The organism is Janibacter sp. HTCC2649 (assembly GCF_000152705.1).
Classification (GTDB): domain Bacteria; phylum Actinomycetota; class Actinomycetes; order Actinomycetales; family Dermatophilaceae; genus Knoellia.
Genome location: NZ_CH672413.1, coordinates 758,151 through 770,560 on the forward strand (window position 1 = coordinate 758,151; position 12,410 = coordinate 770,560).

Annotated in this window: 10 protein-coding genes; 3 read left to right on the forward strand and 7 right to left on the reverse strand. The window is 68.0% G+C overall.

The genetic code is table 11. The annotated features are described in order from the left end of the window. Nucleotides 1-115 precede the first annotated feature (115 nt). A complete protein-coding gene (locus JNB_RS03620) occupies nt 116-1,222 on the forward strand; it encodes a glycosyltransferase family 4 protein (protein ID WP_009775053.1) in 1,107 nt (368 codons plus the stop codon). 127 nt (nt 1,223-1,349) lie between these two features. On the opposite strand, the gene JNB_RS21415 is transcribed toward JNB_RS03620, so the two are convergent. The 3 genes from JNB_RS21415 to JNB_RS03630 are packed head-to-tail and all read right to left on the reverse strand — an operon-like array spanning nt 1,350 to nt 4,032. Continuing rightward, on the reverse strand, nt 1,350-1,496 hold the full coding sequence (locus tag JNB_RS21415) for a hypothetical protein (protein WP_009775054.1): 147 nt from the start codon (nt 1,494-1,496) through the stop codon (nt 1,350-1,352). Beyond that, nucleotides 1,493-3,220: a hypothetical protein gene (locus JNB_RS03625; protein WP_009775055.1), complete on the reverse strand. Its 1,728-nt coding sequence runs from the start codon at nt 3,218-3,220 to the stop codon at nt 1,493-1,495. Before JNB_RS03625 ends, JNB_RS21415 begins: the two co-directional genes overlap by 4 nt. Further along, entirely contained in the window at nt 3,217-4,032 is an 816-nt protein-coding gene (locus JNB_RS03630) for a glycosyltransferase family A protein (RefSeq protein WP_040883561.1), read from the reverse strand. Before JNB_RS03630 ends, JNB_RS03625 begins: the two co-directional genes overlap by 4 nt. Before the next feature lie 229 nt (nt 4,033-4,261). Between JNB_RS03630 and JNB_RS03635 the strand changes: the two genes are divergently transcribed. Together JNB_RS03635 and JNB_RS03640 are read left to right on the forward strand one after the other, a co-directional pair. Then, complete coding sequence (locus JNB_RS03635; RefSeq protein WP_009775057.1) at nt 4,262-6,280, forward strand: acyltransferase family protein; 2,019 nt, start codon at nt 4,262-4,264, stop codon at nt 6,278-6,280. Nucleotides 6,281-6,374: 94 nt separating this feature from the next. After that, on the forward strand, nt 6,375-6,746 hold the full coding sequence (locus JNB_RS03640) for a hypothetical protein (RefSeq protein WP_009775058.1): 372 nt from the start codon (nt 6,375-6,377) through the stop codon (nt 6,744-6,746). A gap of 75 nt (nt 6,747-6,821) precedes the next feature. Here the strand turns inward: JNB_RS03640 and JNB_RS03645 are convergent, their stop codons facing one another. Genes JNB_RS03645 through JNB_RS03660 form a run of 4 tightly spaced genes read right to left on the reverse strand, consistent with a single transcriptional unit; the run spans nt 6,822 to nt 12,407 of the window. Continuing rightward, nucleotides 6,822-7,562 carry a bifunctional 2-polyprenyl-6-hydroxyphenol methylase/3-demethylubiquinol 3-O-methyltransferase UbiG gene (locus tag JNB_RS03645; RefSeq protein ID WP_009775059.1) on the reverse strand — a complete coding sequence of 247 codons (741 nt, stop codon included), beginning with the start codon at nt 7,560-7,562 and terminating at the stop codon, nt 6,822-6,824. Then, the gene (locus JNB_RS03650; protein ID WP_009775060.1) at nt 7,559-8,284 is read right to left on the reverse strand and encodes a hypothetical protein; all 726 of its coding nucleotides are present in this window, start codon (nt 8,282-8,284) and stop codon (nt 7,559-7,561) included. Before JNB_RS03650 ends, JNB_RS03645 begins: the two co-directional genes overlap by 4 nt. After that, nucleotides 8,281-8,628, reverse strand: a complete 348-nt coding sequence (locus JNB_RS03655) for a hypothetical protein (protein WP_009775061.1) — start codon at nt 8,626-8,628, stop codon at nt 8,281-8,283. The genes JNB_RS03650 and JNB_RS03655 overlap by 4 nt, the downstream gene beginning before the upstream one ends. After that, entirely contained in the window at nt 8,625-12,407 is a 3,783-nt protein-coding gene (locus tag JNB_RS03660) for an alpha-(1->3)-arabinofuranosyltransferase family protein (protein ID WP_148232303.1), read from the reverse strand. Before JNB_RS03660 ends, JNB_RS03655 begins: the two co-directional genes overlap by 4 nt. Nucleotides 12,408-12,410 lie beyond the last annotated feature (3 nt).

Here is a 12,410-nt window from a genome sequence, read left to right on the forward strand (position 1 = left end):
CGACCTCCTTACTGTCCGGTATCTTCGGTTCGGCGTCGGGAGCATCCCTGAATGCTAGTCAAGGCCGACTGGCCCGCCGCACCGACCAACGACAACGTCGTCAGCAGAGGCATTCATGTCACTTCGCATCCTCATGTTCAACTGGCGCGACATGCACCACCCCGAGGCTGGCGGCGCCGAGAAGTACCTCGTCACCGTCGCGGAGGGGCTCGCGGCGCGTGGTCACGAGGTGATCTTCCGCACGTCGGGCTACCCCGGCGCCCTCGAGGACGAGGTGGTCGGCGGTGTGCGTTACGTCCGCAAGGGCGGTCGCTACGGCATCTACCCACGCGCGCTCGCGGCAAACCTCACGCGGCGCTACAACGCCGACGTGGTGATCGACGTCCAGAACGGTGTGCCATACCTCAGTCCGCTGACGCGTCGCGGCCCGGTCATCAATCTCGTCCACCACGTCCACAAGGAGCAGTGGCCCATCGTCTTTGGCCCGCGGCTCTCGCGCGCGGGCTGGTGGCTCGAGTCCAAGCTCGCGCCACACGTGTATCGCCGCACCGACTACATCGCCGTGAGCGACTCGACCCGTCGAGAGCTCGCTGGTCTCGGCATCGATGAAGAACGAGTCCGGGTCATCCACAACGGGACGGACGCGACCGCGTTGGACGGCACCCCCCGCTCCGAGAACCCCTCGATCATCGTTCTCGGTCGCCTCGTTCCCCAGAAGCGCGTCGAGTTCGCGATCGAGACCGTGGCGCGGCTCGTTCACGAGATCCCGAACCTCACGCTCGACATCGTCGGGTCGGGCTGGTGGGAGCCACAGCTCGTGGCCCGCGCCGAAGAGCTCGGCGTCGAGAAGTACGTGACCTTCCACGGCCACGTGTCCGAGGCCGAGAAGCACCACCTGCTGGCACGGGCCTGGGTCCACGCTCTGCCGAGCCTCAAGGAGGGCTGGGGACTCGTCGTCGTCGAGGCCGGTGTCCACGGCACTCCGACGGTCGCCTTCACCGAGGCCGGCGGGCCGACGAACTCGATCGTGGACGGCAAGACCGGGATCCTGGTCGACCACGGGTCGGAGGAGCTCACCCCCGCCATCAGGTCACTGCTCCTGGACGATGACTTGCGCGGGCGCATGAGTGCCGAGGTCGCCACCTGGGTGACGCAGTTCCACTGGGACGAGTCAGTCGACCGCTGGGAACGTGCCCTGCTCGAGGCCGCTGGCCGAAACTGACCCAGCTGACGCAGGATCGCCCGGACCCAAAAGGGTCCGGGCGATCCCGTTCTCCACGGGACACGACGAGACCGGCACCCCAACGGGGTGCCGGTCTCAGGTTTGATCCGGGGCGAAGCCCCCTCGATCAAGGAGCGTCGTAGTTGACGACCTGCTCGCTCTTCGCGGCCGAGTTGGCCGACGGGGTCACAGCGGAGACGCCGCCAATAACGGCGACGAGTGCCAGGACGACGCCAGTGATCGTCGCGCCAATGGCAGAAGCGGAGTTCGTCATGGGCGAAAGATTAGCAGACCCACCGGTAACCTCCGACGCAGTTGGAGCACGACACCCCGTGTGATCACCACGACAGCGGTCAGCAGCGACATGAGCCAGCCGAGCCGGCCCGGTCCACTGCTGCTGGCGCCGTGCTCGCCACCACCGACATCCACGACGAGGAGCGTCGGGTCGTCCACCACGACCACGCCCGAAGACCTCACTGCAGCAACGTCGACGTCGAGTCCGGTCCGTAGCTCGGCAGCGATGTAGCGCACCCCAGCGTCGCGCAAAGCCTGCACCGGCGACGCTCCCGCAGCGATCGCGCGGGAGACGCGGGCGGCCCGCGGGCTCTCGCCATCGACCCTCCCACTGCTCAGGGGCAACGAGTCATCGAACAACACCGTCTGATCGATGATGCGGGGCCCCAGGGTGAGCGACACCCTCCTGTCGTTCCAGTCGTAGCGCCGGTACTGGCTCCAGGGCAGAAGTCCGACCTCGGCGGGGGGAAGGTCGGAGAGCCGAGTGGCGGCCGTGCGATAGCCCTCGGGGACGTCGACCGCCTGCAGCCGGCCCCCCATCCCCCACGCCATCTGGGGTGACAACAACACGACGAGTCCTGTGACCCCCACGGCGGCGGACCCGATGATCGCGCGCGGAAGGACACGAAGCAGGCGCTCGACGACGAGGCCGACCCCGAGGGCAAGAGCGAGCACCCAGATGGCCAAGAGCTTCTGACTGTCCCGGAGGGCACCGCCACCCGGCAGTCCCGTCACCAGCCACGACCACGCGTCACGAGCAAAGGGCGCCGCGCTCAGGCCCACGACAGCCACACCCACGAGGACCGGGGCGGCCAGCGGCCAACGATGACTTCGTCGCACCTCCGCCACGAGGCTGGCGACGGCGACCAGTGAGAGCAGCGCCGCCAGCAGGGCAATGAGGGGGACGGACCTGGCCGTCGGGTGTGAGGCTGTGTTCCAGAAGCCACCACCACTCAGCAGGGAGCCCCACACGCCGAAGGGCGTGTCGGCGCCCGGGCCGAACGCATCAGCACTGGCGCCGGACACTGGCGGCGAGTTGACCAACGAGGGCACCATCCACACTGCCGACACTCCCACGATCGTGGCCACCACGACGGCGAGAGATCGCAGGACCGACCGCGTGCCACGACCCAGGCCGGTCAGCAGCACGGGCACGACCGCGGCCGCCACGATGAGGACGGAGTTCACCCCGCCGACTCCGGCAACGCACACAGCCAGCGTCACGGCATACGCACCGCTTGTGCCCTGGGCTGTCCGCAACGCGGCACGAAGTGCCCACGGAAGCACGGCCAACCCCAGGACGACGACCCACTGCCCGATCACGAGCCGTTCGGAGACGAACGGATTCCAGACCGCGGCGACGGCGCACGCGCACCTGGCCGCCAGTCCCGCGTCAGGAGCGATCTCCTCAAGGAGGGCGACGGCACCCAACGCGAGGCCGACGAGGATCGCCAGCAGGACGAGGGACTGCGTCAGGCCGGCTCCCAGTACCTTGCCCAGGAGCACCATGACCGCGTCACTGGGGACGACGCGAGGGGCAGGAGTGTCCTGCCCGAGGACGAACGGAGTCCACCGGGCATCCGGCGACCACGGCATGTCGTAGGCGATGACCACCCCCGGCCCCAGGGCCGGCCCCAGCACGACGAACGCCTGCACCCACGCGACAGCAGCCGGCAACCAGCGGTGCAGCGTCCCGGACTTCACCTCGCGCGAGTGGCCTTGGCCGCGCCGAGGGCGTAGGCCACAGCCTCGGCGACCCGCAGACCCCCCAGCGCCACCGCGTGGATCGGGTCCCCGGCCAGAGTGGGGAGGCCGCGCGCGTAGGCCTTGACCGTCGCGACTCCCTGGGCGCGGATGGCGCCCGGCTGCGCGTCGTTGTATGCCGGAAGCGACTGTCCGTAGTAGTAGCGCTTGCGCATCACGTCACCGAAGGTCAGACGGCCCTCGTCGTGCAGGATCGTGGCATCGATGTGCGTCATCCTCGCGCCGCTGCGGAGCAGTCTCATGCGAAGGTCAGCGTCCTCCTGCCCGGCAACGGTGAGGACGAACCCACCGTGCTCGGTGAAGAAGTCGCGACGGATGAGCCGAGGCGCCTCGATCATCTCCTCGCCGACGTAGCACTTGCGCTCCAGGGTGCGGCACGCCGTGAGAAAACCTTCGCCGACGGTCTCCTCCGGGATGAACACGGCCGTGCTGCCGGTTCGCTCCGCCGCGAGAACGGCGTCCTCGAGGACGTGAGGTGTGAGGACCATGTCGGCGTCGATCCACAGGATGTAGTCGCCCGTGGCCTTCTCGATGCCGAGGTTGCGTTGAGCGCTGCGCTCTGGGCCTGCCTGCACGGCAATGTCTGCGTACTGCTGCGCGATCTCGAACGTGCGGTCGTCGCTGAAGTTGTCGATGACGACGAGCTCGGTCGCCTCCCAGCTCTGGCCCGCGATGGAGCGCAGGCACCGATCCATCGTCCGTTCGACATTCTTCGTCGGGACGACCACGGACACGACGGGCCGTGTTGCCACGTGGTTCCTCCAAGTTCGCGCGCCACCCCACCCGGATGGTCGGTGACGACTATGCCTCATGGGGCACCGATCCCCGCGACTTTCACATAAGATCTGGCCGGATTGCTACTGAGGAGTAGATGATGCGTTCACAGTTGCCGCGCGGCCTCCCGCTCACGGAGCCGGCAGGCCCGTCGGTCGATCTGGGGAATCGCGCGACGGTGAACGGTGACCGTGCGAGCGTTGCCCCATGACGACGCAGCCCACGACGCGGAGCAGCCGGTCCCGCGTTGCGCCCACGGAGGCGGAGGCGGAGGCGGATTCCGGGGCGGAGTCGCACGTCGTCAAGCTCAAGCACCGACCGGCCCTGGACGGGCTGCGCGGGTATGCCGTGGCGGCGTGCCTGCTCTATCAGACCTTCACCTGGATCCTCACGGGTGCGTGGATCGGCGTGGACATGTTCCTCGTGCTGTCTGGGTTCTTCATCGCCTCGATGCTCCTGCGGGAAGAACGCACGTGGGGAAGCATCGACTACCTGACGTTCCTGTCGAGGCGGGCGCGACGGTTGTTGCCGACCCAGTTCTTCATGCTGGCGGTCGTCGTCGTCCTGGGCTTCTTCTACATCGTTCCGGCGAGGCGGCCCTCGTTGGGAGCGGACGTCGTCGCGTCGGCGTTCCAGTTCGTCAACTGGCGATTCATCTTCTCGGACCAGTCGTACTTCGCCAACCTCTCCATGCCGACGCCGTTGCGACACATGTGGTCGCTCAACGTCCAGGAGCAGTTCTACTTCGTCTTTCCCTTCGTCGTCATGGGCCTGTTTGCCCTGACGCGACGGCGGTCGGTGCATGTCGCCGCCCTCGCGGGTCTGGCCGCACTGTCGATCTGGCGGATGGCCACGGTCTACGTCCCCGGAACGGACCCGAGCCGCGTCTACTACGGGACCGACACCCGAATCTTCGAAGTCATCATCGGGGTCATCGCGGCCTACCTCATCAGCGAACGCAGTTTCGCCATGGGGAGCGGACGCCGCCATCGGGGGTGGCTGGACCGCTGGGACCGTCAGGTGGGGTGGGCGGGCCTGCTGAGCATGGCCATCCTCACCGTGCTCATGTTCACGGTGTCGGAGTACTCCACGTTCGTCTTTCGAGGCGGCCTCGTGGCCGTGTGCCTGCTGACCCTGGTGGCCATCGTCGCCGCGAGCGGACCCACGACCAACGTCCTGCAGCGTGTCCTGTCCTGGCGCCCCCTTCAACGCGTCGGCGTCATGGGGTACTCGCTGTACATCTGGCACTGGCCAGCGCTCGTCTTCTCCCTGGCCGCCTTCACTGCCTTTCCCGTCTGGATGCGACACGTGCTGGCGATGGCCCTGACGGTCCTCGTTGGCGGGTGGGCCTACAAGCACATCGAGGAACCGGCCCACCGGCGCGGTCTGAAGGCACTGGTGCCCGGGCGACCGGTCCTGCGCAAGGTGCTCATCGTGGGCATGTTGCCGGCGCTGCTGCTCGGCGCCTGGGGCCTCACCCGCAGCACGAGGCCCGTGGCATCCTTCGGCGGATCCTCGGACATCACCCTCGAGACACCTCAGTACACGCCCCGGTCTGCGCCCCGGAAGATCGTGATCCTGGGGAACTCGGTGGCCCACAGCGTCGTCGTCGACCGCGGTGACTCGACACCGGATCTGGCAGTCGACATCGTTGCCCGGTTTGGCTGCGATCCGTTCGACAGGGAGCTGGTTCGAGGAGACAGGACCATCCCGCCGACCGAGGAGTGCCGTCAGTACCAGAAGACCTGGCAGTCGAACGTCAAGGCGGACGAGAAGCCCTTTGTCGTCTACTTCCTGCCCATCAACCTGTTGGCCGACTACCGGATCTCCGGTCGAACGATCACACCGGGCAGCGCGGAGTACGACGCACTGGTCAGGAGTGTCCTCGATGAGGTGCTCAAGAAGTCTCGCGACAACGGCGCCACCGGGTTCGCGCTGAACAACCTCGCGTGCCACGAGCGCCCGGACTTCGGCGGAGACTCCAGCATCACGCGCTCCAACGACACCACTGCGGTGCGCCACCTCAACGACGTGGCAGCGCAATGGGCCTCGGCCTCCGGCGTCACGGTGTTCGACACGTACTCCGCACTCTGCCCCGACGACCAAGTGCACGCCACGATCAACGGCACCGGGCTCTACGGCGACACTCTCCACTTCACTCCGACGTCTGCGCCGATCTACTGGCGCTGGCTGGCCCCGCAGATCCGGGCGGCTGCCGAAAAGTGACGTGGCGCCCCTCGTGAACGGGGTCGCGACCATATAGTGATGGCGCATCAGCGCCCCGAGGCGAGACCTCCATGACACAACGAAGGCTCATTTGATGGCTGACCGAGAAGCTCACAGCACCGACCGCCGCGCGGTCCGCATTCCGGGCACGGGGGCCAAGGTGTGCCTGCTCATCGCCGCACTGCTGGTGGTCGCCGGCGCCTACTTCCTGCTCACTCCCCTGATGATCATGACGACCAACGGGACCAGCTGGAACTGTGGAAGCGCGATGAGCCCTCCCACTGACGCCTTCGGGAGCAAGATCTGCGGTCAGCTGAACGGCGCGTACGTCGCGCGCGGCATCGCCTGCTTCGCAGCCGCGGCAGTTACCGGTGTGGGTGGGTTCCTGCTGTTCGGCAGCGTGAAGCGCATCGAGCAGCGGCGCCGGTCGGCCGACGAGCCGAGCGCGTCTGCCTCGAGGGTCTGACCAGGGCGGCTTCCCGCCGTCAGACTCCCTGACTCAACTGTTGGTCATCGGCCGCCCGAGGTCAGCAGCCCGCCGTCAGCAACCGGCGTGGCGACGCCCCGCGGGCGGAGTGGGCCACGGGCCGGTGGGTGCCTTGCCGACGTAGAGGAGGCCGGACGCCACTGGGACCAGGCGACGTGACAGGACCTTGTCCAGCTTGTCGATCGGCGGCGGGAAGAAGGTCGGAACACCCTCTCGCCGGGTGACGACGAAGCCGTAGCGCTCGAGGATCTCCTTGAGCGCCTTGTGGGTGAACACCTTGAGGTGGCCCTGCACCTGGTTCCCCTGACCCAGGACCCGGTGCTTGCGACCGAGCGCGATCTCACTGCTCGTCTCGGTGCCCAGCGGCTGGACTCCGAGAGGCACGAGGATCCGGTTGGCCCAGGAAACCATGTTGGGGGTCGAGATGATGAGGTGGCCACCCGGCTCCAGAACTCGTCGGATCTCCCGCAGGAAGTGGTCCGGGTCCGGGACGTGCTCGATGATCTCCCCCGCCACGACGCAGGCGAAGGACGCGTCCTCGAAGGGCAGGCGCTGAGTCACGTCGCCCCTCGCGTAGGACCATCGCTCACTCACGACGTCGTCGTAGACATCGACTCCGGTGAGACCGGTGAGGCCTGCGTCGGCGAACTGGTCCAGGAGGAAGCCGCGCCCACAGCCGATGTCGAGGAGAGAGCTGGGCGCCAGTTCGCTGGCGAGCTCGATGATTCTGGCAAGCCTGGGGTCAACCCGGGAGATGTAGGTGACGTTGCCCTGGTAGTACTCCTCGAAGCTCACAGTCGGCTCCTCCGCGTCTCGATGATCGGGGGGTCGGAGTCGGGGCCGACCTCGTGCGTGCCTTCATGGTCGAACCCGTCGTGAGCCACCTCGTCCGAACCACCGGGCTCGTCCCCCGGCAGGTCCTCGACGGCATCACCGGACTCGTCATCGTGGTCACGTGGCACGGGTTTGGTGCCGACGTAACCTGCGGCCGCGATCAGCAGGATCGACAGGGCGGCCCCGCCGAACGCCAGGGTCCGCTGCCGCTCAGGCAGCTGTCCACAGGTGCCACGCACGAAGGGGTCCGCCGAGGGCCGGACTGCTGTGCCACAACGGATCAGGCTCCCGTCCGCTCCCTCGGTGCCCACAGGTGAGAACAACGCTGCGACGGAGAGTGCGGCCAGTGGCACGGCGAGGGGAAGGATTGCCGCAACACCACGAAACCAAGCGCGATCCCAGACCAACCGGGCGACCTGTTCGCTGATGAGGAGCAGAACCGCGGCCGACGCGAGGAGGGCAAAAATGGTCAACCGAGTTCCGGCGAGGTCCGACTGGCAGATGAGTTCCGCGAGCTTGCTCTTCACCGGAGACGCCGGTGATCCACAGCCGAACGGCTGCAGGTTCTTGCCGGGCACGTTGATCGGCGTGAACCACACGATCAGGGCGCCTGCGAGCAGGAGCACGCTCGAGGCCCGGAGCAGGCGAATGGGCCATGCGGGACCCGCACTGGTGGCGTTCATCGTTGAGCCCTTTCGCGAGGTTTCAGGTCCAGCAGGACAGCGACGCAGAGCATCCACATCGCCAGGCCGCCCAGTTGGTGCGCAGCCACGTTGTCCTGGAGTCGTTGCGACGGCAGGTTCAGTGCCACGCCTGTGCCGAGGAGCCACACCACAGGGATGGCGACGAAGAGCACCACCGTGGCATTGGCCAGAACCTTGCGGCCGGGCGAGATCCACCGATCCCAGACGAGGAGAAGCACGGCGCCGAGCGCGGCCCAGATGCCGACCGTGAGCCAGACGAGGCAGGCGAGAATGCCGGCGCCGAGGACCCAGCGCCAGCTCAGGCTCGCCAGCAGTGCCTTCACGGCAACGTCTCCTTGACCTCGTCATCACGGGCATCAACTCGGCTTCCAGCACGCGCTGTGACCGTCGGACGCCGAACGCCCACCACCAGGAGCCCCAGGCAGGCGAGCAGCGCGGCCGCGCTGATCAGCCAAGCGGCCAAGGCGGCCCTCGCGGGCCCAAACGTGATGTGAATGACGTCACCCGGCGCGGCATTGACACGCCATCCAGCCGCAAACCCGTCCACCACCAGCGGTTTGCCGAGGTCGCGGCCACCCGCGGCCGCCGTCCACCCGGGGTCGAACGCCTGACCAGAGGACACCAGGCACGGCGAACAGTTGCCGGTGATTCTCAGGTCCATCGAGGCCGACGCATGCTTGAGAACCTCGACGCGCGGTCGCAGGTTCTCCGAAGGGGTTTCCTCGGCCGACGCGAGGCGGAGGTCGTCAATGGCGAAGTCGGCCACCGACCCGACGTCGTGCCGACCCTCCGCGAGCCGCAGCGTGGAGTCACAGGCCCGGAAGGGAACCGGCCGTCCGTCCAGCAGGTCCTGGAGCGAGGCACCGATGTCAGCGCGCAGAGGCTTGCCATCGACGGTGCCGATCACCGCACACCGGTCGGGCAGCTCGGTCGGTGGCGCCACTCGCGGGAGGCCGACGTCCTCGAAGCGAACGAAGCCGTCGCCCGCGCGAGCCGTGAGGAGGATGCGCACCCGTGTGGCATCGACCGCTTCGGGCAGCTGCACGCGTGACGTGCCGGACACCAACGTGGCCTCGAACGGCTCGCCGTCGTTGACGGAGACGAGCGCGCGGGTGACGTGGGCGCCCGTTGCTGCCTGCGTGATGGTGAAGGAGCTCAGCCGTCGCTCCGGGAACTTCAAGGTCAGCCACTCCCCCACGACCGGCTCGTTGGGCACCCAGGCAGTCTCTCGATCCGGTTCGCCACCGACGTCGTCGAAAGCCATGGAGGCTCGTTGGCTGGGGTTGTTGAAGACCCTGGAACTCGAGTCGGCGACGACCGTGCCCTGACCACCGGCCAGCTCGTCGATGCGTGAGTCCAGCACCCCACCCGCGAGACGCACCGTGCCCGATGGGCTGAAGCTGCGCTCCTGGTCGAGGGTGAACTCCCGCTCGAGTCGGTGCTCCTCGGTGCTCAGGCCGTTGGCGTCGCCGACCGAGCGTCGCAGGACCACGTCGACAGGAACATCCGACGGGTCGACGCCAGCGACCTTGGCCGCGTCACCCAGGCGACTCATGAGGGTGTGCGGGAGGACGTCCACCTTGCGCACCGAAACGCCGGGGATGGTGATCTCGGAGAAGCCCACGGCACCCCCACCATCACCCGCGACCCCCGTGACCAGAATCTTCACCGCCGAGACGGTGCCGGCCCCGAGGTCGACCTGGACGGGGAAAGTGTTCCACTCCGTGAACGTCACGTCCTTGACGACCTGGCGGCCCGACACGGTCGCCGTGACGCGTGCCGTCGTGATGCGGTTGACCCCACCCTGCATGGGCGCCAGCGTGATCGGCGAGGCAGGCCTCGGAGTGTTGAACCGGACCAGCACGGAGTTCCCCACACCGGTGCCGAAGTTGCCGAACTGCCATCCGGTGGTGCGGTCGCCGTCGAAAGCCTGGGTGACCTGGCCCGTCGCGTGCGGTCCGAAGAGAAGCCCTCTGCCGGACGTCGTCAGGCGAGCGTTGCCACGAACGATCGCCACGGTCTGCTCGGAGGTCTCGAAGAGGGCCCTCGTGGACGTCGGGTCCTGGGTCGCAGTCAGGAGGGGGCCGCTCCGCACCGGGTCCGTGTTGCTGGCCTCTCGGCGCGAGTTGCTGTCGGTGAGCACGACGCGGCCCTCGTCGCGCAACGCCTCCTGCAGCTGGGTGGAGTCAAGCGCCCCGGCGAGCAGCAGACCCGGCTGACCCTCGAGGAGCCCTGCGGCCTGGAGGTTGGGAAAGGAGGTCCCCGCGCCGTCCACGATCAGGGTCCCGCTGGCAGACCGGGCCGTCGCCGACGTTGTCGGAACTCCCCCGGCGACAGCTCGCACCGTCGCGGCGTTCGATGCGCCGTGCGCCGCGTCCTGCGGGCCGAAACCCGCCGGGGCGGTGAGCCCCGGGTCAGAATCCAGGTTGGATTCAACGCGCTCGCCGATGCTGCCCCCGTCGGTCACGTCGTAGCGGCCGACGACATCACCCACGCCGAGGTATCCGGCCAGGGCCGAGACCGTGCCCTGCGGCAAGGTGCCCTGCTGCAGTCGCGTGTCGACGCCCGACAGCAGGTTGGAGGCGTAGGTACCTCCCGACGGGGATGCGCTGCGGAAGACGAACGGCCGCCGAAACAGGGACGGTCCGATCTCGTCCGGCCCGGAGTAGCCCCACGAGTACGACGGAAGCCCCGTTCCGGGGACCATGAGCACCCGACTGTCCGCGCCCCGTGAGTTGACGAGGTCCGAGGCCTGGGTCCAGTAGCGGGGAACGTTCATGGGGACGGTGTACAGATCGCCCGTCATGGCCGGGAAGACCGATGCCGCGACCACGGCCACAGCGCCCAGCAACGAGAGGCTCTTGGCCCACCACGCCTTGACCCGGGCGGCCACCCCCATGGCACCCAACCCGATGAGGACCGCCATGCCGAGCTCGAGGATCGCTCCGGCCTTGTTGGTCGTCCTGAAGGCGATGAGGCCCGGCACGTCCTCGATGGCCACATTGACCAGGCGACCCCACGGGGACTGGTTGAGGTGCGGGAAGGTGCCCACCATGACGAGGGCGCCGGTGAGCACGGAGACAGCACCGAAGAGCCGGGCCGGCGAACGCGTCAGGCGCACGCCGAGTGCGGCCACGACCGGACCACCGAAACTCAGGATGACGATGAGCGGCGCCAACACGTAGGAGACGTGCCCGGGTTCGAACCAGCCGTCGCCGCCGGACCCGTACAGGGTCCACATGCCCAGACCGCGAAGCACCTCGGGGAAGGAGTTCGCCATGTTGATCGCGCCGACACTCTCGGTCACCCCGGCGATCGACTCCCCCACCGCCAGTGCCGAGATGGCCGGCACCAGCCAATAGGCGGACAGGACAACGAAAATGAGGCCGGTGCGCACGACGAGCCAGGCCACGGACCGAAAGCGGTGGCCCTCGACGAGGCACGCGTGCACGACAACAGGCACGAGCACGACCAGCTGGAGGACCGCCACGACCCCGGCGTTGAGTCCACTCATGCCCGTGAGCACGAGAGCAGCCGCAGCCGCCCAACGCCAGGACGGAGCCCTGAAGCCTCGCAGCCAGGACACGACCAGCCACGGAAGCAGTGCGTAGGGCAGCATCGTCGGAGTGGTCGCCCCACCCACCACGACGTAGGGGTTCGCCGCGTAGGCCACGGCAGCCGCGACGGACGCGACCTGCGCACCTCGGCCGTCAGCCGAGTCCCTCATGAGTTCCCGCAGGACCAGACGGGCCCCCCAGGCTGCAATGAGCAGGAGGGCGAAGCGCCACAGCCGCATGATGACCCACGTGGGGATCCCCGCAGCATCGAAGATCGAGAAGAGGGCCGCGACGGGCACGACCCCCACGTTGTAGTTGGGGGCGCCGAGGTTCGGTGTGTCGAGCCAGGATGACGCGAAGCGGGCCGCAGTGCGTGCCGGTGCCAGGAAGATCTCGGGTTTGGTGTCAGGAGTGAAGATCCCGAAGCTGTTCGCGACCAGGACCGCGGCCATCGCCAGGGAGAGGACGGCGAGCACCATCGTCGATCGTGACCAACGACGCGGGATCCCGAGACGCAGTCGGGCCGCTCGACGTGTGGTCTTCACTTC